The organism is Thermus sp. KWY1 (assembly GCF_057547025.1).
On record NZ_BAAJPG010000011.1, the window covers coordinates 26179 to 46793 of the forward strand.

Consider the following 20615-nt stretch of genomic DNA (forward strand, 5'->3'; position numbering starts at 1 on the left):
CAGGTCGGGTTTTCGAGAGCCCCGCATGCTATAGTGGAAGGGACAGGCTAGGGGTGCCCCAATGGAGGGGCTGAGAGCTGGGTTTCTCCCAGCAACCCTTAGAACCTGATCCGGGTAATGCCGGCGGAGGGAAGCCTATGCGGAAGAATCCCCTTACAAACCGACCTCTCCCCAGGCCGCGTGGGCCTTGGATACCCGCTTGAGGCTTTACCCGTAGGGCACATGCGCTGGGGAGGTGAAAGCTTGCTGGGAAGGCTCTATCTGGTGGTGACCCCGAGGCCCGGTTGGTCCATGGCGGAGGTGCTGGATCGGACGGAACGGGCCCTGGCGGGTGGGGTGGAGGTGTTGCAGCTTCGGGCCAAGGACTGGGAGGCGAGGCCCATCCTGGACCTGGGGGAGAGGATGCTGGCCCTGGCCCGACGGTATGGGGTGCCCTTCTTCCTCAACGACCGGCCGGACCTGGCGGCCCTTCTGGGAGCGGATGGGGTGCACCTTGGCCAGGGGGACCTGACGCCCGCGGAGGCCCGGCGCTTCTTTCAGGGGATGGTGGGCCGCTCTACCCACGCTCCCGAACAGGCCCTAAGAGCCCTCGAGGAAGGCGTGGACTACCTCTCCATAGGCCCTGTGTGGGAAACCCCCACCAAGCCGGGGAGGCAGGCCGCGGGCCTGGGCTATGTGCGCTGGGCCCGGGAGAACCTGGGGGAGAGGCCCTGGTACGCCATCGGCGGCATCACCCTGGAGAACCTGGGGGAGGTTTTGGAGGCCGGGGCGCGCCGAGTTGTGGTGGTCCGCGCCATCCTGGACGCTGAGAACCCCGAGCGGGCGGCCCAGGCATTCAGGGAGCGGCTTTATGGTGTGGCTTAACGGGGAGGCTAAGCCCCTCGAGGGCAAGACGCTCAGGGAGGTTCTGGAGCAGCTGGACGTGGATCTTTCCCGGGTGGCGGTCCTCCTCAACGAGGAGGCCTACCCGGGGCGGGAGCTTCCTCATCACGTCCTGAAGGAGGGGGATGTGGTGGAGGTGGTCACCCTCATGCAAGGAGGCTAGATGGACACCTGGAAGGTCGGGGACATAGAGCTTAAAAGCCGTCTTATCCTGGGCTCGGGCAAGTTCCGGGACTTCGGGGTGATGCGAGAGGCCATAAAGGCTGCGGGGGCCGAGGTGGTCACCGTGGCCATCCGCCGGGTGGAGGCCAGGATGCCCGGGCATGTGGGTCTCCTCGAGACCTTAGAGGGCGTGCGCCTCCTGCCCAACACAGCAGGTGCCAGGACGGCGGAGGAAGCGTTGAGGATAGCCCGGCTGGGCCGGGTCCTCACCGGGGAGAGGTGGGTGAAGCTGGAGGTGATCCCTGACCCCACCTATCTCCTCCCCGATCCCGTGGAGACCCTGAGGGCGGCGAGGATGCTCATGGACGAGGGCTTCCTGGTCCTGCCCTACATCGGTCCTGACCTCGTCCTGGCCAAGAAGCTTTCGGAGCAGGGCACGGCTACGGTGATGCCCCTGGCGGCCCCCATCGGCTCCGGCTGGGGGGTGAAGACCCGGGCCCTTTTGGAGCTCTTCGCCCGGGAGAAGACCTCACTGCCCCCGGTGGTGGTGGATGCAGGGCTTGGCCTCCCTTCCCATGCAGCGGAGGTGATGGAGATGGGTTTGGACGCCGTGCTGGTGAACACCGCCATTGCCGAGGCCCAAGATCCCGTGGCCATGGCTGAGGCCTTTCGTTTGGCTGTGGAGGCGGGGAGGAAAGCCTTTTTGGCCGGCCCCATGCGACCCCGGGAGGTGGCGAGCCCCTCGAGCCCCATGGAGGGCATCCCTTTGGGAGGTCCTAAGCCGTGAGGGTAGAGGTGGCGGTGGTGGGGGCGGGGATTATCGGAACCCTCGCCGCCTACGAGCTCAGGAAGCGGGGGCTTTCCGTCCTCCTCCTAGATGCCGGTAAGGAGGGAGCGGCTACCCTGGCCAGTGCGGGGATGCTGGCTCCTTATCCCGAGGGGCTTTCCGGGGAGGTTTTGGAGGCGGCCCTTTTCGGCCTAGAGTACTATCCAGGCCTCCTCGAGGAGCTTGCCGCCAAGGGATGGAAGGTGGAGGCGGGGTTTAGCGGCACCCAGGTGGTGGCCCTGTCCGAGGTGGAAAAGGAGGCCTGGGAGGCCCAGGAGTCCTTGTCCTACCCGGTTCGCGGTGGAAGGGGAGCGCGTACCTTCCCTGGGGGGTATGTCCATCCCAGGGCCCTCCGCGAGGCCTTACTGAAAGCCTTGGAGGTCATGGAAACCCCTTTCCTGCAAGCCGAGGTGGAGGAGGTGAAGGAAGGGGGAGTGCGGGGGCGCAGGCTAGAGGAGCCCTTTACCGCCCAGGCCCGGTTCGTCCTCCTGGCCGTGGGCGCCTGGGGTAGCCGATTTGGCCTTGGGGTCCGGCCCCTGAAGGGGGAGGCCTTGGTCCTCGAGGGCCCGGCTCCTCCTGCCCCCCTCTTCGCTGGGGAAGGGTACCTCCTTCCCCGGGAGGGTGGGGTATTCGTGGGGGCCACCCAGCGAGAGGGATGGGCTCAGGGAGTGGATCTATTCGGCCTAAGGTGGCTTTCCGACTACGCCCACGAGCGCTTTCCCCTGCTGGCAGGGGCCAGGTTCCGGGAGGCCCTTTGGGGGTACAGGCCGGTGGGAGAGCTTTTCGTGGGTGAGGTGGAAAGGGGAGTGCTGGCTGCGATGGGCCATGGAAGGAACGGCGTCCTCCTGGCCCCGTGGACGGCGAAGAGGATTCTCGAGCTTTTGGGGGTGTAGCTATGACCCAGCTGGAAGCGGCAAGGAAGGGCATCGTGACCGAGGAGATGGCTTACGTGGCGGAGAAGGAGGGGGTTTCCCCTGAGTATGTGCGGGAAGGGGTGGCGTCGGGGCGGGTCGTGATTCCCAGGAACCCCAACCACCGCACCCTTCGGGACTTCAAGGGGATCGGGGAAGGGCTCAGCGTGAAGGTGAACGCCAACCTGGGTACTTCCTACGACTACGTCAACCTCGAGGAGGAGGTGGAAAAGGCCAGGGTGGCCATCCAGTACGGGGCGGACACCATCATGGATCTCTCCACAGGGGGGGACTTGAAGGCCATCCGGGAAAGAATCCTCGAGGTGGCCACCGTTCCTTTGGGCACCGTGCCCATCTATGAGGCGGAGTTCCGCGCCGCCAAGCGGAAGAGCTTCTTCGACATGTCCGCGGACGAGCTTTTCGAGGTCATAGAGGAACACGGGCGGCAGGGGGTGGACTACATCACCGTGCACGTGGGGGTTACCCTGAAGAACCTGGAGGTTTACCGGAATTCCTCCCGGACCACGGGGATTGTGAGCCGGGGTGGAGGGCTTCTCGCCGCCTGGATGCTCCACCGGGGAGAGGAGAACCCCCTTTACGCCCGCTTTGACGACCTCCTGGACATCGCCCGCACCTACGACATGACCCTCTCTTTGGGCGACGGCCTCAGGCCAGGGTCCCTGGCGGACAGCACCGACCGGGCCCAGATCGCCGAGCTCCTCACCATCGGGGAGTTGGTGGAAAGGGCCCGCCGGGCAGGGGTGCAGGCTATGGTGGAAGGACCGGGCCACATTCCTTTGAACGAGGTGGCCACCAACGTGCAGATCCAGAAGAAGCTCACGGGCCATGCTCCCTTCTACATCCTGGGAATGCTTCCCGTGGATACCGCCGCTGGCTTCGACCACATCGCCGGGGCCATCGGAGGCGCCTTGGCCGGCTGGATGGGGGCGGATATGCTCTGCTACCTGACCCCGGCGGAGCACCTGGGCCTGCCCACTCCTGAGCACGTGAAGGAAGGGGTGATCGCCTTTAAAATCGCTGCTCACGCCGCTGATGTGGCCCGGGGGAACCCGCGGGCTTTGGAGAGGAACCGGCGCATGTCCGAGGCCCGCTACCGCCTGGACTGGGAAGGCCAGTTCGCGCTTTGCCTTTATCCTGAGGAGGCCCGCCGCCTCAAGGAGGAGCGGGGCTCGAGGACCAAGGCCTGCAGCATGTGCGGCCCCTTCTGCCCCATGAACCTGGTGGAGGCGGTCTTACGGGGCAAGGCCCGGATGGAGCTTCAAGGTGCACCCTACGTCCACGACCCCGTGGGCTAGGAGTGGCGCATGCAGGTAGCGCTTACCATCGCCGGTTCCGACTCCGGGGGCGGGGCCGGGGTGCAGGCGGACCTCAAGACCTTTTTCCGCTTTGGGGTCTATGGGGTAAGCGCCCTTACCCTGGTCACCGCCCAAAACACCCTAGGGGTGCAACGGGTGGAACTCCTACCTCCTGACCTGGTTTATGCCCAGATCCAAAGCGTGGCGGACGACCTCCCCATCCACGCTGCCAAGACGGGGGCTTTGGGCAACACGGCCATCGTGGAGGCGGTGGCCGAGGGGGTGAAGCGGTATGGGATCCGTCCCCTGGTGGTGGATCCAGTGATGGTGGCCAAGGGCGGGGACCCCCTCCTTTCCCCAGAGGCGGTCCGGGCGCTGAAAGAAAGGCTTTTCCCCCTGGCCACCCTCATCACCCCCAACCGCCTCGAGGCGGAAGCCCTCCTTTCCCGGCCTATCCGGACCCTGGCGGAAGCCCAGGAGGCGGCCCGGGAACTTTTGGCCCTTGGCCCCCAGGCGGTCCTGCTTAAAGGCGGCCATTTCGAGGGGAAGGAGGCGGTGGACCTTCTAGCTACTCGGGAGGGTATCCAGGTTTTCCGTGCCCCCCGCATTCCTACTCGTAACACCCACGGCACGGGCTGCACCCTTTCCGCAGCCATCACTGCCCTCCTGGCTTTGGGAAAGCCCCTGGAGGAAGCCGTGGCCGAGGCTAAGGCCTACCTCACCCGGGCCTTGGAAACCGCTCCTTCCTTGGGTCAGGGCCATGGCCCCGTGAACCACTTCGCCTAGTTCAGAGGGCGGTAGCCCCGCCGTCCACGGGAAGAATTGCCCCGGTGATGTAGTCGGAGGCGGGGCTTGCCAGGAAAAGCACCGCTCCTCCCAGCTCCCCGGGTTTCCCGGGACGCCCCAGGGGCAGGGTGGCCTTCAGGAAGGCCTCAGCCTTGGGCAGGACCTTCTCCGTCATGCGGGTGGGGAAAAAACCCGGGGCTAAGGCGTTCACCCGAATACCGAACCGGCCCCATTTCACCGCCAGATCCCGGGTAAGGGCGATAAGCCCACCCTTGGAAGCGGAATAGCCCACGGCGTCCAGGACCTCAGGGTACTCTCCTTTTAGCCCTGCCACGGAGGCGATGTGGATGATCTTGCCGTAGCCCCTTTCCCGCATGCGCTGGGCGGCGGCGCGGCTTGCCAGGAAGGCTCCCACCAGGTTGACCTCGAGGACCTCCCGCACCTTTTCCACGGGCATCTCCCAGGAGGGGGTCCCCCAGGAGATCCCGGCGGCGTTCACCAGGATGGTGAGGGGCCCAAGCTCCCGCTCCACCTGGTCCACCACCCCGAGAAGCCGCCCTTCGTCCCGCACATCCCCTTCCAGGTAAAGGGCTTCCCCAAGGTGCTTTTTGGCCTCCTCAAAGAAGCTGGCCCTCCGGGCCAGAACCGCCACCTTGGCCCCGGCCTCCTTGAGGGCTAGGGCCGCCTCGAGGCCAAGCCCCCGGGATCCCCCCGTCACCAGGGCTACTTTGCCGTTCAGGCGGAACTGCTCCAGGAACATAGTCCCCCCTTATCCCTCTGAGGAATCGTGGAACAGGTCCTTATACTGTTCCCTGAGGGCACGCTTTAGGAACTTCCCTGCGCTGGTGCGGGGGATTTCCTCCACGAAGACGAAGGCATCGGGAAGTTGCCACTTGGCAAAGCCAGCCTTTAAGAGATGTTCCCGAAGCTCCTCCTCGCTGGGTTTCTCTCCCCTGGGCACCACCACGGCTAAGGGCCTTTCCTGCCACCTGGGGTGGGGAATGGCCACCACCGCCGCCTCCTTCACCTTGGGATGTCCCATGAGGGTGTTTTCCAGATCCACGCTGGAGATCCACTCTCCGCCCGACTTGATGAGGTCCTTCAGCCGGTCTTTAATCTCCAAGTAGCCCTCCTCATCCCACACGGCGATGTCTCCGGTTCGGAACCATCCGTCGGGGGTTAGGGCGTTACGGCTAGCCTCCTCGTTCCGGTAGTACCCTCCGGTGATCCAGGGTCCCTTGAGCTGGACCTCCCCCATGGTTCTGCCATCCTTGGGCACCGGGCGGCCTTCCTCGTCCGCCACCCGAAGGCGCACAAGAGGGGTGGGGAGGCCGGTCTTGGCCTTGAGGCGGATCCTTTCCTCCCAGGGGAGGCCTTCCAGGTGGCTTTTCACGAAGTTCTGCACCACCACCGGAGAAGTTTCCGTGAGGCCGTAGCCCTGCCGCACCTCTATGCCTATGCGCTCAAAACGCTCCACTAGGCTTCTCGGGGCGGCGCTTCCCCCCACGACCAGGCGCCGCAGGGTCTTAAGGCGGTGTCCCGTGTTCTCCAGGTAATCCGCCAAGGCCAGCCACACCGTGGGCACGCCGGCGGTAAAAGTCACTCCTTCTCCGTCAAAGAGTTCCACCAAGGAGGCGGGATCTAGCTTGGGTCCTGGCAGGACCTGTTTGGCTCCCACCAAGGTGGCGGCATAGGGTAGGCACCAGGCGTTCACGTGGAACATGGGTACCACTGGGAGGACCGAGTCCTTTTCCGAGAGGGCGGTGCCATCCTCGAGGCTCGCCGCCAAGGTGTGGAGGACCAAGGCCCGGTGACTGTAGACCACTCCCTTGGGGAGACCGGTGGTCCCCGTGGTGTAGGCCATGCCGCAGGCGGCCCGTTCGGGTACCCGGATGGGGTCCGCCTCCTCCCCCAACACCTCCTCGTAGGCCAAGTATCCCTCTGGCGCCTTCTCGTCCATCACCACGAAGTGGCGCACGGTGGAAAGCGCCGGGCGCAGGGTCTCCACCAAGGGAAGGAGCTGGGGATCAAACAGAAGGACCTTGTCCTCCGCATGGTTCAGGATGTAGGCGATCTCCTTGGGGGAAAGCCGGGGGTTTGCCGTGTGGAGGACCGCCCCCATTCCCGGCACGGCGAAGTAGGTTTCCAGGTGGCGGAAGTGGTTGAAGCCCAAGGTGGCCACCCGATCCCCCATCTCCACCCCAAGCCGCCTCAGGCCCCCCATGAGCCTTCTAGCCCGCCGGTAAACCTTGGCGTAGGAGGTGCGGTGGACCTCCCCTGTGTGGAGCCGCGATACCACTTCCTTCCTGGGAAAAAGCTCTGCCGCCCGTTCCAGGAAGTCCCACAGGTTGAGTTCCTCCTCCATCATGGTGCTCGGGAACATACCGCCTCCTTTCCGATTTGCCCCCAGCATATCCCCAGCAGGGCGTTCACGTCACCCGGTAGAACTCCCCCTCCTCTAAGAGGTTCCGGAACGCCCAGGGAACCGCCCACACCGGTAGCCCTTCCCTGGCGCTTGGGCTGGAGCTGGGCTTGGAACCACCGGGCAAGGGGGCTTTGCATGCGCTATTCCTGGGGTTTCCTGCGGACCAAGGTGACGAATTCCCCTTCCTGAACCACCTCGTCCCGCTGGTTCAGGACCCGTACCCGCTGCACCACCACACCCCGGTCGGGCTTACTGGTTTCATGCTTCTCCAGGATCTCGCTTTCCCCCCTCACGGTGTCCCCTATAAATACGGGTTTCAGGAACTTGTAGTTGCGGATCTCCATCCAGGCGATAATGGTGCCCTCAAAGTGCCCGCTCCGCTGCCGAAGGCCGGTGAGCATGGAAAGGACCAGAAGCCCATGGGCGATGCGCTGGCCGAAGGGGGTGTTCTTGGCAAACTCGGCGTCGGTGTGGATGGGGTTGTAGTCCCCGGAAACTCCGGCAAAGTTCACCACGTCCGCCTCGGTTACCGTGCGGGCTGGGGTGGTAAAGCGCTGGCCTACCTGGAAGTCCTCAAAGTACATGGGCATCCTTATCACCTCCCTAGCCTTCTCCAAAAGCTTTGATCCCGGTGAGGTGGGCCCCGATCACCAGGGTCTGCACCTCGCTGGTTCCCTCGTAAAGGGTGAGGATGCGGGCATCCCGATAAAGCCGGGCCACCTCGTACTCCTCGAAGAAGCCGTAGCCCCCGTGGACCTGGATAGCCCGGTAGGCCACGCGGTTGGCAGCTTCGGAAGCAAAGAGCTTGGCCATGCTGGCCTCGAGGGTATACCGCTCCCCCTTAAGCTTCTTGGCCACTGCCTGGTAGGTGAGGAGGCGGCTGGCCTCGAGGTCCAGCTTCATCTGGGCCAGATGCGCCTGGACCAGCTGGAAGCTGGCGATGGGCCTTCCGAACTGGTGCCTTTCCTTGGCGTAGCGTAGGGATAGGTCCAAGGCCCGCTGCATCAGCCCCACCGCTCCCGCTGCCAGGGAAACCCGGCCGGTATCCAGGGTGGAAAGGGCGATTTTGAAGCCTTGTCCTTCCTCTCCCAAAACCCTGTCCTTGGGTATGCGCACCCCCTCCAGAAAGACCATGCCCGTGTCTGCAGCCCTAAGCCCCAGTTTCCCCTTTAACGGCGTGGTGCGTACCCCATCCTCCCGTTCCACCAGGAAGGCGGTTATGCCCCTGCTGCCCTTGTCTGGATCGGTTTTGGCGAAGATGAGGAACACCTGGGCCACGTTGGCGTGGGAGATGAAGGTCTTTTGTCCTTCCAGCACATAGTGATCGCCGTCCCGGTAAGCCCGGGTGCGGAGGCTTCCTGCATCCGAGCCCGCCTCGGGCTCCGTGAGGCCGTAGGCTCCTAGGATCTCCCCCTTTGCGAGCCGGGGGACGTACCGCCTCTTTTGCTCCTCCGTTCCGTAGGCGAGAAGGGGAGTGAGGACCAAGCTTTGCTGCACGGAAAGGATGGAGCGCAAGGAAGCGTATCCCCCAAGCTCCTCCAGAAGGGCGATGTAGGCCCAAAAGTCCAGGCCAGCCCCTCCCAGCTCCTCGGGCACGAACACCCCCAGGAAGCCCAGCTCCCCCATCCGCCTCACCAGGGGCCAGGGAAAGGCCTCCTGGGCCTCGTACTCCGCCAGAGCAGGACCGGCTTCTTCCAGAAAGCGCCTGGCCAGCTGCCGGATCTCCTTGTGTTCAGGAAGCTCCATGTTCTAACCCCTTTATGATGAGATCAAAGTAGAACCTGGCCACCTCCTCCGCCCGCAAGGGCCCGCCCGGGCGGAACCAGCGGATCATCCAGTTGAGGAGGGAGAGGATGGCCCGGGCTGTGAGGCCCACATCCAGAGGGCGGAATACCCCCAGTGCCATGCCCCGCTCCAGGATGCTTCGGAGCATGCCCTCGTACCGGTCGCGCAGGGCGATGGTAACAGCTCGCTTCTCGGGAGAGAGGCTTTGCAACCCTTGAAGCATGGCCACGAAAAAGGGCCGATTCTCTTCAAAGAAGCGGGCATGGCCTTCCATGAAGCGCAGAAGGGCTACCTTGGGGTCGGGTTCGGATAGGGCTCTTTCTCCTTGGCGACGAAGGCCCTCCAGGGCCTGAAGGCTGATCTCGTAGAGAACCTCCTCCTTGCTCCGGAAGTGGTGGTAGAGTGCCGCCTTGGAGAGGCCCAGTGCCTCGGCCAGATCTTGGACGCTGGTCGCCTCGTAGCCTCTTTCCGTGAAAAGCCGGGCGGCTTCTTCCAGGATGCGGTCGCGTGTGGCGGTTCCCATATCTCACCGACCGGTCGGTAAGTACACTCTACCCCTGGAGAAGGGGATAGTCAAGTGGCTTGGTGCCCTCTTCCACGTTTCCAAGCGCCTTGGCGTTATCTGGCCGATAGGGTGTTGCCAAACCCGCCATAAGTGTGGAAGTATGGAACACGAAGGAGGAGCTTATGAAAATCACCCTTAGCGTCCTCAAGGCCGACATCGGTTCTGTCGGAGGCCACACCTTACCCAGCCGCAGGGTGCTGGCCAAGGTGGAGGAGGTGGTACGGGAGGAGGTGGGCCGCCTGCTCTTGGACGCCCACGTGTTCCACATCGGGGACGACATCGTCCTCCTCCTGTCGCATACCCACGGCATTCGAAACGCATCCGTCCACGAGCTGGCCTGGAAAGCCTTCCGGGAAGGTACCCAGGTGGCCAAGGAGGAGGGTCTTTACGGGGCCGGGCAGGATCTTTTGAAGGATGCCTTCTCCGGTAACCTCCACGGCCTGGGGCCCCAGGTGGCGGAGATGGAATTCGAGGAGCGCCCCGCCGAGCCCTTCATGGTCCTGGCCGCCGATAAGACCGAGCCCGGGGCCTTCAACCTGCCCCTATACCTGGTCTTCGCCGACCCCATGTACTCCTCTGGTCTCCTCCTCTCCTCGGAGTTGCGCCCCGGTTTCCGCTTTCGCATCATGGACCTAGCCCAGACGGAGAGGGATAGCTACGTTGTTTTGGATGCTCCCGAAAGGCTTTATGACATAGCTGCCCTACTTAGGGATTCCCACCGCTTCGGGATAGAGTCCATCTGGTCCAGGCGCTACGGGGAAATTGCTGCGGTGGTGAGCACCACGCGCTTGCGGAACATCGCCGGGCGCTATGTGGGTAAGGACGATCCCGTGGCCATCATCCGCACCCAGAAGATCTTTCCAGCAACGGAGGAGTTCGGCCCACCCTTTGCCCTGGCGCCCTTCGTGGCCGGGGATACCCGGGGAAGCCACCACCTGCCCCTCATGCCCGTTAAGGCCAACACCGCCGCTTCCACCTTTTTCTGCGTACCCATGGTGTGCGGGCTGGCCTTCTCCCTCAAGGAGGGCCGGTTCTCTGAGCCTGTGGATCTCTTTGCGGATCCGGTGTGGGATACGGTGCGGGCCAAGGTGGTGGAGAAGGCGCAGGAAATGCGCCGTCAGGGATTTTACGGCCCGGCCATGCTGCCCATGGAGGAGCTGGAGTATACGGGCATTGCCGAGCGGCTTAAGGAGCTTGAACGGGAGTTCTCCTAGAGCCTCGAGGGGCCCCTGGGCTTAAGGCTTAGCGCTTCGGGTGGGGATGTAGAGCTTATTCAAGGCCAAAAAGAAAAGGGCGAGAGCCTCTTCCTCCACTCGCCGGGTAAGTTGCGCACAAGCTGGGCGAGGTTATGCTCGCAGGGATGCAAGCCCAGAGCGAACGGAAGGCTTTTCAGGGCCCTTTCCCCGGCTTACTCGGCCATGATAGCGGCCCAAGCCTTTAAGCCGCTTCTTCTCAGGGCTTATAAAGGAGCACGGCTTTCTTTTCCCAGGCCCTGATGCCCCCGCCAGGTCATCCCGCCAGGTCATGGGTTAGAGGATAAGATGAGCGGCTCTACCCGCCTAGGTTTCCGTCAGATGGGCGTGTAGAAGCAGGCGCACACCCTCCCGCTTCAACTTTTCGCATACGAGCAGCGTCTGGACCGTCCCTAGGGACACCCTTCTCATGGTGGTGCATGGCGGGGTCATCCGGGCCCTGGTTTCCTACGCCCTCACCGGGGAGAGGCGGTTACTGGCCCTCGAGGTGCATCCCTGCGGCCTTTCGGTTCTGGACATCGGCGAAAAGACCCTGCTCAGGGCCCACAACATCGTGGCCTACGATCTCTTGCCGGAAAGCCGCCTGTCCACCATGGAAATGCTATGGGAGATGTACCGGGCGTAACAGAGGGCGTTCCCCACTGGCTACGCCTTGCTTGGTTGCCTATACCAGAGCTTCGAGTGAGGATGCATGGCGAGGATTTGTTGGAGGGGTTTTCTTGAAGCCAGAATGCCTTCTTGAAGATCCCTGGAAGCTTATGCGACTCTCTGCATCGGCAAACCGCCCCGTTCCCTTTAGGTTTCCCTCAAGGCTTCTTGATTGGCAGCCTTGCTTGGCTGTGGACTTAGGAAGCATGACCCGTCATGCGTACCAGGGGCTGGGAGGGGAACAAACCCCGTAGGCACACGGATCGAAAAGCTGGCGGTAAAGGTCCTGGCGGTCCTTTATACCGGCTGGCCACCCTGGTTAAGGCCGACGCGAGGACTTGTATCCGGAGTGTGTACGAAATAGCCCTGCACCAGATCCACGTTCAGTGCTCGGGCGAGGTTCAGATCTTCTTTCGTTTCGACACCCTCGAGAACCACGGAAAGGCCAAGCTCGTGGGCCATTTCAACGATGTGCCGGAGCACGGGAGCAGGTGTTCCGTTGCTGCCCCTATGCGCCCAGAAGAACTCCCGGCTGATTTTGAGGAAGTTAATGGGTAGGCTTTTCAGGTAAGTCAGGGAGATCTGACCGGCACCAAAATCGTCCAGGGCTAGTCGGATCCCCAAGTTCCGCAACCGCCATAGGGCGGGGGCAATGCGGCTGAGTTGGGGTTGGACGAGTTGCTCGCTGATTTCTAGGATCACCCTGTCTGTTTGTAGACCCCTTTCCACCTCTTGGTAGAGTAGGGCGAGAAACGCGGGGTCGGAGAGGGACCAGGGGGTTATGTTGAGCCAGAGGGTCAGTTGGGGATACTTGCCCTGCAGGCTGCGGGCTTGGTTGATGACGAACCGGTCGAGCGCCTCGTTCACTGAACGCCTGGACAGGTCGAGATGGACCAGAGGGTTGATGAGGCCCTCGGGGCTGGGTATGCGAAAGAGGGCCTCGGCGTGGGTTAAGGTTTCTTCCTTCAGATCGAGCAGGCTTTGAAAGACGAGCTGGGCGTCGCCCGCGGCCAGGGCGCGGTGGAGGGCAGCTTCGTAAGAGAGGGCTTTTGGAGTAAGGCCCTCGAGATCGGGGGTGAACACCTCGGGTTCTGGGAGGCGGAAGAGCTTGGCCCGGTACATGGCGAGATCCGCCCTCCGTAGGAGCTCGCTTAGGGTGGCGCCGTGGTCGGGGAACAGCGCCACGCCCATACTTCCCTCCAAGTGGACGGGCTGCCCCTGGACATGGATTTCCATGTTGATCGCATCGAGAAGGAGTTTCCCCTTCGCTTTAGCCTCGCTTTCGGCCGCCGCCGGGTACCAGGCGGCAAACTCGTCGCCCCCCATCCTTCCGACAATCGCCTGAGGCAGAGCGGCCTGCAGACGGCGCCCCAATTCCGCCAAGATGGAGTCCCCTACCTGGTGGCCCAGAAGGTCATTGACCATCTTGAAGCGGTCCAGGTCGATGTACGCTAACGCCCGTCCCTCATTGACCGAAATCAGTTCCCCCTCTACTTTTTCGATGAAAGCCCTACGGTTGAGGAGCTGCGTTAAGGGATCATAGGTAGCCAGGTGCTCAAGCTTTGCCCTGAAGGCCATCTCTTCGGTTACGTCTCGGCTAGTCGCCACCAGGTAGGCCACCTCGCCGGAGGAGTTCCTGACGGGAGTAACGATCTTCTCCTCGGTGTAAAGGGAGCCGTCCTTCCGGCGGTTGACAAAGTACCCACGGTAAGGGATCCCGGCCAGGATTTGTTGCCAAAACTGGCGATAGAACTCTTTTGTATGGTATCCGGATTTAAGGAGCTTGGGGTTTTTCCCCAATACCTCCTCCCTCCGGTATCCCGTTAGTTGCTCAAAGGCCTCGTTCACATAGAGGATCCGACCCGCGGAATCGGTAATGAGCACACTTTCGGCGAGTTGATCCAGGACGGCTTCCAACACCTCGAGCGGGAGAACGTTCAGGCTCATGTCTACTCTTTGCGAATGCTTTCCAGGATGCCTTCAGCCTCTGCCACAATCAGCCGCTCCAAGAGGGGCGGTTCCATTCCGGCCACCCTGTGGAGGGCTAGGGTGCGGTAACGGACGTACGCATGGGTGATCACCGCACCCAGGGTCGTGCTCAACCGGTAGAACGCTCCAGCAAGGGCCTCCCCCCCGGGAAGGGACAGGCTCTGGGCCTGCTTGTCCACAAAGGAGGCCACGAAGGAAGCCATGGCCAGCATCATGGGGCTCTCCATCCCGCGCACCACGTGCGCCAGGCCCACCTTGGCCATCCAGGCGAAGTACTCCTCGTCCAGTGGACCTTCCACAGTCCGTTCCCACCAGGCGAGAAAGGTGGTTTCCCGATCGGGGCGCTCCCCCTCCCGGAAGATCCTCCGGGTGGGGGGATGGGCGAAGAGGGTGTCGAAAAAGGTTTGCAGCAGCTCCCTTGACCAGGAGAGGAGTACGTCCTTGTGCTGGAGGATGACCTGGGTGTCCTCAGGGCGCAACCGGGTTTCGGCGGGCATCTGTTCCAAGGCTTCCCTTGCCAATAGGAGCAACTGGGTCATCATTCTCTACCTTTCTCGCAAGGCCCGGCCGATCCAGGCCATTGCCTCAGGGGCCACGGGCGTTCCATAGCTCGTCGGGCAACCCCCGAAGCTAGGGCGACGCCTTCCCCGGGGGTCGAGTACCCCGGGATGCCCCAGGAGCAGACGAGGAGTACCCGTCCACGGGCGTCGATGAGGGGGATGGGCGGGGGATCCAGAGCAAGGAGGCCCAAGGCCACGTGTTCTGGGATTTTGGCGGCCGCTTTCTCCTGGGAGGCCCGTGCCCTGGGTTTCCTTTGGGGTATCTCGGACAGGTATGGGATAAACCTGGTCCTTCCGAGGTGGACGGGCCTCGCAATCTCCCTCTTGGGGGCGTGGTTCATGTTCTCCTCCCCAAGGAGGGTGCTAGGGACCGTCGCAACCCGCCTTGTCGCAGCCCTGGTTTCTCCCTGAGAGGTTGTGCTGTGGCCCGCGCTGAGCGCGCTTGTCCGGCAACCGGGGGCGCGTGAAGGTGGTAAACAATCCACCTGCCAGAGCCCTAGGCCTTGGGCCAGTTCCTCGAAGGCGACCGCAACCCCTCCTGTCATGAGAGGCTTGGATTCCTCCCTGAAGGACCGATAGGTTTCCCCGTGGGTGGAGGCCACGCTGAGGCGAGGGCATGTCCGGGGCTGGCCTTGTGGAACTGGCCACGGTGTACTAGTCGCCCTCCTCAATCTCCCTGCTAAGGAGGGCACGGATCTTCCCCTCAGGACTGGGACGATCGCCATATTTCTCCCACCGCCTCGTTGAGCACAGGGGCTATCTCGTAGCACCGCCGACAGGCGGAACCGTCTTCGGGGGTTTCGATCGCACACCGTCGGCCAAAGGGGAGGGATACCCCCAGGGCCGCAAAGGCCTGGCCGTTTCCCGAAAGGAGGGGTACCGCAAGTCCGCAGCGGTCGGGGATCATCTCACCCCTGGCCCGGGCGAAGCCAAGCCTGCGGGCCTCAGCTAGCCGTTCCAGCACCTGGGGAACGGTGGTGGGGGTCAAGGGGGTGAAGGGTTTAGGGGGAAAACGATGTAGGTGCCCGTGGACCAGCTCCTCGGGCAGGTGAGCCAGGATGGCCCGGCCACCGGCTGAGGCATGGGCATGGGCTGTGGCGGGCTTTCGATTCCAGGGGAAGGGCCATAGCCGCTGTCCCTGGTGGCCGGATGTGGCCTCGAGGTGAAGTCCCCAGGGCCTGACGCTCAGGACGTAGGAGCGAAGGTGCGTCCGGGCGAAAACCGCATCGACCAGCTCCTGGTAGAAGAGAGGGTCGTCTACCGCTTGAGGGATGTCCACGAATGGGTGGGGATAGCGAATAAGGTAACGGCGGGACATGGGGTCGAAGGCGGTGAATCCCTCCGCCTCGAGGGCCCTTAGGGCGCGTCTTACCACGCGGGACGAGAGCTCCAGCTGCCGAGAGATTTCGGCCAAGGGCAGCCCCTCCGGATTAAAGTACAGGAGCTTCAGCACCTTGAGGGGGCCAATGTCCCGACTGTCCATATGGGGCAAAGGATAGCCGGGGGCCCGCACGGATGCAAGAAGATGCGCCAACGGCGAAAAGCCCCTCTTTGGAAAAAGCAAACAAGAATTGGTTAACACTCGGTATCCATTACGATGTGAAAATGGGTTAGACCCAACATGTGTCCTTGTACACGCTGTTGCGGATCTCGCTTGAGCGGGGCGGATAGGTTGGGACTACTCTGGGGCGCGGACAATTCTAAGGAGGCGTGAGTGATTGTCTTGCAGGGCAGCTGAGCCATATTCAGCAAGGTGTGGTCTAGCGTGCCGGTGCTTGCCAAGGTCGCCACACGCTCGTTTGCCCCGCTCCCCATGTCCTGGGATCTAGATGCAGTTCATACCTATCCATAGGGCGAACCTTGGGGCGGTTGACAACTGGTCCCAAACCGGCTAGCCTGTCTGGCATTAGTGGTCTAACCATAAGACCAAGGACCTGCATGAGACGCACCCGGTTAGCCAACCTCATTGCCCACGAGCTGGAAACCCTTATCCAGGAGGGGGTTTGGGTGCCGGGTGCGTACCTGCCCCCGGAGCGGGTTCTTGCCGACCGGTTTAAGGTCAGCAGGGTTTCCATACGGGAGGCCCTGCGTTTGCTGGAGGCTCGAGGGGTTATCGAGATCCACCCAAGCAGTGGCGCAAGGGTTAGGTCCTCGACCACTGCGGTAGGGCACCTGCTGGCCAGCCGCCTGGAAGGCCTGAGCCTTACCGACCTCTTCGAATTCCGCTACATCGTCGAGCCGGAGGCGGCGGCCCTGGCCGCGAGGCGGGCGGATAAGGATGTGCTGGACCGCCTGGCGGAAATCCTTACGGAACAGGAAGCGTCCCTCCAGGACGTTCACGGCTTCCTGGCCCTGGATTTGGAATTTCACCAACTCATCGCCGTGGCCTCCGGGAACGGGGTTCTTCAGGAGATGGTTTCCGCGCTGAATGCGGGGCTCAGGGAAACTCGTCTGCGCGCGATCAAGGCCACATTCGACCCGATCCGTAGCCTGGAGGGCCACAGGCGGGTGCTAGAGGCCATCCTTTCAGGGGATGCAGATGGGGCCCGCCAGGCGATGAGGCAACACCTGAAGGAGGTGGAAGCGTCGGCTCTGGGAGCTGGCGTGCCACGGGGAGGTGATGAAGGATGGGAAGGGCATGGCTAGTGGCGGCGGTGGCGCTGTTAAGCTGGGCTACCGCGAAAACGACGGTGACCGTGGGCCTGGATGCGGATCCCCCTAACCTCGATCCCGTGTTTTCCTCGGCCTTGGTGGACCGTCAGGTGCTGAACCAGATCTACGACAAGCTCCTCGACATCGACCAGGATTTGAAGATCGTGCCCATGCTGGCCACCAGCTGGTCGGTGGGGAACAACGGCACGGTATACACCTTCAAGCTCCGCCAGGGGGTCAAGTTCCACGATGGCACGGACTTCGATGCGGAAGCGGTTAAGTTCAACCTTGACCGCGCGCTTACCGCCGAGGGTTCGCGTCGGAAAGGGGAGCTTGCCCCGGTAAAGGAGGTGCAGGTCGTCGACAAGTACACGGTTCGCGTTGTCCTGAAGGACGCCTTTTCGCCGTTCCTTTACGTCTTAACCGACCGGGCCGGGATGATGGTCAGTCCGGCTGCCGCGAAGCGGTACGGCCAGGACTTGGCCAACAATCCCGTGGGCACCGGACCCTTCCGGTTTGTTGAGCGGAAGCGCCAGGACCGCATTGTTCTCCAGCGGAACGAGGGCTACTGGAAGCGGGGCTACCCGAAGATCGATGAGCTGATCTACAGGCCTTTCCCTGACGACGATGTCCGGTTGGCCAACCTGCTTTCGGGTGCGGTCACGGTGATTACCCCTGTGGCCCCCAAGGATCTGGCACGGGTTCGGGGCGATGCGAACTTGAACCTCTTCGCCTTCCCGAGCCTGGGGTTCCAGGGCGTCTGGCTCAACGTGACCCGGCCCCCCTTCAACAACAAGGCTCTCCGGCAAGCCTTTGCGGCCACCATCGACCGCGACACCATCGACCGGGTGGTTTTCCTGGGCACGGCCACCCCGGCCAACGGGCCCTTTCCTCCTGGCTCCCCGGCCTACGATCCCAGCATCCCGATTCCCAAGCGGGACATCAACCTCGCGCGGAAAAAGCTTCAGGAGGCGGGCTTTGCCAGCGGCTTCTCCTTCACCCTGCTAACCACCCCCAGCCCTGTCCTGACCCAGCTGGCCCAGGTTTACCAGGCCATGGCCGCCGAGGCGGGGATTCGCATTCAGATTCAACAGGTGGAGTTCGGCACCCTGCTGGACCGGACAGATAAAAAGGACTACGAGGCAGCCCTCCTGGGCTGGAGCGGCCGACCGGATCCGGACGGAAATATCTACGACTTCATGCGCTGCGGCGGCCCCTTGAACAATGCGGGTTACTGTAACCCCAAGGTGGACGCCCTGCTTAACCGGGCCCGGGCGACGCGGGTCATGGAGGTGCGGAGAAGCCTGTACTCGGAGGCCCTCAGGATCATCCACGAGGATGTTCCCTACGTCTACGTCTATCACCCTCAGGTTCTGATCGGGGCCTCCAAGCGGCTCAGCGGTCTTCCCCTGATCCCCGATGGGATTCTTCGGTTTGTAGGAGCGGAGCTGAAGTGATCCCCTACCTCCTCCGCCGCCTTGTGGAAGCTTTGCCCACCCTGTTCCTGGTGTCGGTGGTGGTGTTCTTCCTGACGCGGATACTTCCTGGCGATCCCGTCCGCCTCTTGCTCGGGGAAGAGCCCGACCCCAAGGTGGCGGAGGAGGTGCGGAGAAGCCTGGGTCTGGATCGACCTCTCCTCGTGCAGTATGCCAGTTGGCTGTGGAACCTGTTTCAGGGTGACCTGGGCCGGTCCATCAAGGATGGAACTCCCGTGGCGAGGCTGATTCTCGAGAAGCTTCCCACGACCCTAGAGCTCGCCACCCTGGCCATGCTGGTGGCGCTGGCCATCGGCCTGCCTAGTGGAGTGGTGGCGGCCGTTCGCAGGGGGACGTGGCTCGACGGCCTGGTGACGTCAACCTCCCTAATGGGCGTTTCCGTTCCCAACTTTTTCCTCGGCATCATGCTGATTTACCTTTTTAGCCTGCGCTTGGGCTGGGTGCCGCCCTCGGGATACGTGGAGCTATGGATCGACCCCAAGCGCAATTTACTGCTAATGGTCTTGCCGGCCGTCACGTTGGGCACGGCGTTGGCTGGAGCGATCGCGAGGTTTACCCGTAACAGCTTACTGGAGGTCCTTTCTCAGGACTACATCCGGACGGCGAAGGCGAAAGGGGTTTCATCCGCGGCCGTCGTACTGAAGCATGGGCTCCGCAACGCAGCCATTCCCATCGTGACGGTCCTGGGTCTACAACTTGGAGGGCTTTTGGGGGGCGCTGTGGTCACAGAGCAGATCTTCTCCATACCGGGGTTTGGACGTTTGGTGGTGGACGCCGTGTTTACCCGCGACTTCACCGTTTTGCAGGGAGTGGTGTTGACATCCGCCCTGGCCGTATTCGTGGTCAATACCGCGGTGGACGTCCTTTATGCCCTGATCGATCCCCGGATCAGGTATCGGTGACCCATGGTTGCGCGTAGGGTATGGCGCCGCCTCCTTGGGCATCCCACCGGGGCACTGGGTGGGTTGGTCTTAGGGCTCTTTGTCCTGGGCTCCCTGGGTGCTCCTTGGCTCAGCGCTCACTCCCCCGTAACCACCGACTTCAACAGCCTCCTGCGCCCGCCGTCCCTTACCCACCCCTTTGGTACCGACGAGCTGGGAAGGGACGTGTTGGCCAGGGTCCTGTACGGGGGCAGGGTGTCCCTGACCGTAGGGGTAGCCTCAGTAGCACTCGCCCTCCTGGTGGGCGGTCTTTGGGGGTTGGCGGCGGGTTACTTCCGAGGGTGGTTGGACTCCGTGCTCATGCGGTTGGTGGATGCGCTCCTGGCCTTCCCCTTTTTGGTGCTCGCCATCACCTTGGCGGCGATCCTGGGGCCGGGTCTTTCCAACAGCATCCTGGCCATTACCGTGGTAACTTCCCCGGCGGTAGCCCGGCTGGTGCGGGGCCAGGTTCTGGCGGAGGTGGGAAAGGATTATGTGACCGCGGCAGAGGCCATAGGGGCACCCCATTCCCGGATCCTCTTTCGGCATATTCTGCCCAACCTGTGGGGCCCGTTGATCGTGCAGGGAAGCCTGGCCACAGCCAACGCCATTTTGGCGGAGGCGACCCTGTCCTTCCTTGGCCTGGGGGTTCAGCCTCCCACGCCGGCCTGGGGCTCGATGCTAAACGCCGCTCGCGGCTATTTGGACAGCGCACCCTGGCTGGCGGTCTTTCCCGGTTTAGCCATCTTTTTGGTGGTGCTGTCGTTCAACCTGCTGGGCGATGCCCTGAGGGATGCCCTTGACCCACGGACGGAGAGGAAGCTTGCGTAAGGTAAGGGAATCCAGGACCCGATACCGCAGGCCCCACCGCCTCCTTGAGGCCGGGGTGGCCCTGGGTAACGGGGTGGAGGTGGTCGACGCTTCTTGGGGGCGGGTATTCCAAAGCCCTGCGGCCCGGAACGGGCGATGGCTTGGCTTTGCCCAGGTTTCCTCCGTACCAGGGTACATTCGGTGCGGTGAGGACCGTGACGGGATCGGTGGAGAGGGGCGGTGAGGATCCGGGGGCCTGGCCTGCGGGCAGAGGATTTTCCTGTGCGCTATTCGGAGGTTTCCCTATGGGAAGGGGAGAGCATACGGAGATCCTCGATCTGGGGGAGGTGCCCTGCTGACCACAAGGACCCCTCGGGTCCTTCAAGAGGAGGGCGGAATGGGGGCCACCTGGTTGGAGCGTATGGGGGGCAATGGGCCGTCAGGCCCTGCCCTTGGGACTCAAATCCAATGGGAGGAGGTCATGGGCTGGATAGCTTTCTTTGTCACCCCGCTCATGGGTCAAGACCTTCAGCTGGCCACGAGGAGGCGATACATGATAGGGCGGTTGCTTAGGAAACACCATCAGTTTCAGGAGTTGACTTGCAGGCTTTGGGGAGCGGCTATGGATC

General features: G+C 62.9%; 19 protein-coding genes, 1 pseudogene and 1 riboswitch. Of the genes and pseudogenes, 12 read left to right on the plus strand and 8 right to left on the minus strand.

Annotated features, from left to right (window positions below; translation table 11 throughout):
• Window positions 1–39: 39 nt before the first annotated feature.
• Window positions 40–149: riboswitch (TPP riboswitch) on the plus strand.
• A gap of 94 nt (window positions 150–243) precedes the next feature.
• Genes thiE through thiD form a run of 6 tightly spaced genes read left to right on the plus strand, consistent with a single transcriptional unit; the run spans window position 244 to window position 4883 of the window.
• A complete protein-coding gene (gene thiE / locus AC27GT_RS03265; RefSeq protein ID WP_464936230.1) occupies window positions 244–864 on the plus strand; it encodes a thiamine phosphate synthase in 621 nt (206 codons plus the stop codon).
• Window positions 851–1045 (plus strand): sulfur carrier protein ThiS, encoded by a 195-nt coding sequence (gene thiS / locus AC27GT_RS03270; protein WP_287929915.1) that lies wholly within the window; start codon window positions 851–853, stop codon window positions 1043–1045. The genes thiE and thiS overlap by 14 nt, the downstream gene beginning before the upstream one ends.
• Complete coding sequence (locus tag AC27GT_RS03275) at window positions 1046–1831, plus strand: thiazole synthase (RefSeq protein WP_287929114.1); 786 nt, start codon at window positions 1046–1048, stop codon at window positions 1829–1831. It begins immediately after the preceding gene.
• Window positions 1828–2763, plus strand: a complete 936-nt coding sequence (locus AC27GT_RS03280) for an NAD(P)/FAD-dependent oxidoreductase (protein ID WP_487223545.1) — start codon at window positions 1828–1830, stop codon at window positions 2761–2763. The genes AC27GT_RS03275 and AC27GT_RS03280 overlap by 4 nt, the downstream gene beginning before the upstream one ends.
• 2 nt (window positions 2764–2765) lie before the next feature.
• Window positions 2766–4097 (plus strand): phosphomethylpyrimidine synthase ThiC, encoded by a 1332-nt coding sequence (thiC, locus tag AC27GT_RS03285; protein ID WP_487223546.1) that lies wholly within the window; start codon window positions 2766–2768, stop codon window positions 4095–4097.
• A gap of 9 nt (window positions 4098–4106) precedes the next feature.
• Window positions 4107–4883: a bifunctional hydroxymethylpyrimidine kinase/phosphomethylpyrimidine kinase gene (gene thiD, locus AC27GT_RS03290; RefSeq protein ID WP_015717082.1), complete on the plus strand. Its 777-nt coding sequence runs from the start codon at window positions 4107–4109 to the stop codon at window positions 4881–4883.
• 1 nt (window position 4884) lies between these two features.
• On the opposite strand, the gene AC27GT_RS03295 is transcribed toward thiD, so the two are convergent.
• The 5 genes from AC27GT_RS03295 to AC27GT_RS03315 all read right to left on the minus strand — a co-directional run bounded on the left by AC27GT_RS03295 (window position 4885) and on the right by AC27GT_RS03315 (window position 9616).
• Window positions 4885–5643 carry an SDR family oxidoreductase gene (locus AC27GT_RS03295; protein ID WP_015717083.1) on the minus strand — a complete coding sequence of 253 codons (759 nt, stop codon included), beginning with the start codon at window positions 5641–5643 and terminating at the stop codon, window positions 4885–4887.
• A gap of 9 nt (window positions 5644–5652) precedes the next feature.
• Entirely contained in the window at window positions 5653–7266 is a 1614-nt protein-coding gene (locus tag AC27GT_RS03300) for a long-chain fatty acid--CoA ligase (RefSeq protein WP_015717084.1), read from the minus strand.
• Window positions 7267–7448: 182 nt separating this feature from the next.
• On the minus strand, window positions 7449–7898 hold the full coding sequence (locus AC27GT_RS03305) for a MaoC family dehydratase (RefSeq protein WP_028492817.1): 450 nt from the start codon (window positions 7896–7898) through the stop codon (window positions 7449–7451).
• Between the two features lie 13 nt (window positions 7899–7911).
• Window positions 7912–9054, minus strand: coding sequence for an acyl-CoA dehydrogenase family protein (locus tag AC27GT_RS03310; RefSeq protein ID WP_015717087.1), 1143 nt, complete (start codon window positions 9052–9054; stop codon window positions 7912–7914).
• The gene (locus AC27GT_RS03315) at window positions 9041–9616 is read right to left on the minus strand and encodes a TetR/AcrR family transcriptional regulator (RefSeq protein ID WP_015717088.1); all 576 of its coding nucleotides are present in this window, start codon (window positions 9614–9616) and stop codon (window positions 9041–9043) included. Before AC27GT_RS03315 ends, AC27GT_RS03310 begins: the two co-directional genes overlap by 14 nt.
• Before the next feature lie 164 nt (window positions 9617–9780).
• Here AC27GT_RS03315 and fbp point away from each other — a divergent pair, with 164 nt between their 5' ends.
• Window positions 9781–10872, plus strand: coding sequence for a fructose-1,6-bisphosphate aldolase/phosphatase (fbp, locus tag AC27GT_RS03320; RefSeq protein WP_015717089.1), 1092 nt, complete (start codon window positions 9781–9783; stop codon window positions 10870–10872).
• 445 nt (window positions 10873–11317) lie between these two features.
• A pseudogene (locus AC27GT_RS03325) lies at window positions 11318–11536 on the plus strand (histidine phosphatase family protein); the annotation flags it as partial.
• A 320-nt stretch (window positions 11537–11856) separates the two neighbouring features.
• Here AC27GT_RS03325 and AC27GT_RS03330 read toward each other — a convergent pair.
• From AC27GT_RS03330 to AC27GT_RS03340, 3 genes are all read right to left on the minus strand, one after another.
• A complete protein-coding gene (locus AC27GT_RS03330) occupies window positions 11857–13506 on the minus strand; it encodes a putative bifunctional diguanylate cyclase/phosphodiesterase (protein WP_015717092.1) in 1650 nt (549 codons plus the stop codon).
• Window positions 13507–13508: 2 nt separating this feature from the next.
• Window positions 13509–14087 (minus strand): protoglobin domain-containing protein, encoded by a 579-nt coding sequence (locus AC27GT_RS03335; protein WP_487223547.1) that lies wholly within the window; start codon window positions 14085–14087, stop codon window positions 13509–13511.
• 724 nt (window positions 14088–14811) lie between these two features.
• Entirely contained in the window at window positions 14812–15591 is a 780-nt protein-coding gene (locus AC27GT_RS03340; RefSeq protein WP_148228650.1) for an IclR family transcriptional regulator, read from the minus strand.
• Window positions 15592–16046: 455 nt separating this feature from the next.
• On the opposite strand from AC27GT_RS03340, the gene AC27GT_RS03345 reads away from it, so the two are divergent.
• The 4 genes from AC27GT_RS03345 to AC27GT_RS03360 are packed head-to-tail and all read left to right on the plus strand — an operon-like array spanning window position 16047 to window position 20007.
• On the plus strand, window positions 16047–16754 hold the full coding sequence (locus AC27GT_RS03345; protein ID WP_015717095.1) for a FadR/GntR family transcriptional regulator: 708 nt from the start codon (window positions 16047–16049) through the stop codon (window positions 16752–16754).
• Window positions 16736–18217, plus strand: a complete 1482-nt coding sequence (locus AC27GT_RS03350) for an ABC transporter substrate-binding protein (protein WP_015717096.1) — start codon at window positions 16736–16738, stop codon at window positions 18215–18217. Before AC27GT_RS03345 ends, AC27GT_RS03350 begins: the two co-directional genes overlap by 19 nt.
• Window positions 18214–19158, plus strand: a complete 945-nt coding sequence (locus AC27GT_RS03355; protein WP_015717097.1) for an ABC transporter permease — start codon at window positions 18214–18216, stop codon at window positions 19156–19158. Before AC27GT_RS03350 ends, AC27GT_RS03355 begins: the two co-directional genes overlap by 4 nt.
• Before the next feature lie 3 nt (window positions 19159–19161).
• Window positions 19162–20007 carry an ABC transporter permease gene (locus tag AC27GT_RS03360; RefSeq protein WP_015717098.1) on the plus strand — a complete coding sequence of 282 codons (846 nt, stop codon included), beginning with the start codon at window positions 19162–19164 and terminating at the stop codon, window positions 20005–20007.
• Window positions 20008–20615 lie beyond the last annotated feature (608 nt).

Coding starts and splice junctions, on each gene's coding strand:
- AC27GT_RS03315 (WP_015717088.1), bottom strand. CDS start 9,616: ATGGGAACCGCCACACGCGACCGCATCCTGGAAGAAGCCGCCCGGCTT.
- AC27GT_RS03350 (WP_015717096.1), top strand. CDS start 16,736: ATGGGAAGGGCATGGCTAGTGGCGGCGGTGGCGCTGTTAAGCTGGGCT.
- AC27GT_RS03300 (WP_015717084.1), bottom strand. CDS start 7,266: ATGTTCCCGAGCACCATGATGGAGGAGGAACTCAACCTGTGGGACTTC.
- AC27GT_RS03330 (WP_015717092.1), bottom strand. CDS start 13,506: ATGAGCCTGAACGTTCTCCCGCTCGAGGTGTTGGAAGCCGTCCTGGAT.
- AC27GT_RS03310 (WP_015717087.1), bottom strand. CDS start 9,054: ATGGAGCTTCCTGAACACAAGGAGATCCGGCAGCTGGCCAGGCGCTTT.
- AC27GT_RS03335 (WP_487223547.1), bottom strand. CDS start 14,087: ATGACCCAGTTGCTCCTATTGGCAAGGGAAGCCTTGGAACAGATGCCC.
- AC27GT_RS03340 (WP_148228650.1), bottom strand. CDS start 15,591: ATGGACAGTCGGGACATTGGCCCCCTCAAGGTGCTGAAGCTCCTGTAC.
- thiD (WP_015717082.1), top strand. CDS start 4,107: ATGCAGGTAGCGCTTACCATCGCCGGTTCCGACTCCGGGGGCGGGGCC.
- AC27GT_RS03275 (WP_287929114.1), top strand. CDS start 1,046: ATGGACACCTGGAAGGTCGGGGACATAGAGCTTAAAAGCCGTCTTATC.
- AC27GT_RS03295 (WP_015717083.1), bottom strand. CDS start 5,643: ATGTTCCTGGAGCAGTTCCGCCTGAACGGCAAAGTAGCCCTGGTGACG.
- fbp (WP_015717089.1), top strand. CDS start 9,781: ATGAAAATCACCCTTAGCGTCCTCAAGGCCGACATCGGTTCTGTCGGA.
- thiC (WP_487223546.1), top strand. CDS start 2,766: ATGACCCAGCTGGAAGCGGCAAGGAAGGGCATCGTGACCGAGGAGATG.
- AC27GT_RS03345 (WP_015717095.1), top strand. CDS start 16,047: ATGAGACGCACCCGGTTAGCCAACCTCATTGCCCACGAGCTGGAAACC.
- AC27GT_RS03360 (WP_015717098.1), top strand. CDS start 19,162: ATGGTTGCGCGTAGGGTATGGCGCCGCCTCCTTGGGCATCCCACCGGG.
- thiS (WP_287929915.1), top strand. CDS start 851: ATGGTGTGGCTTAACGGGGAGGCTAAGCCCCTCGAGGGCAAGACGCTC.
- AC27GT_RS03305 (WP_028492817.1), bottom strand. CDS start 7,898: ATGCCCATGTACTTTGAGGACTTCCAGGTAGGCCAGCGCTTTACCACC.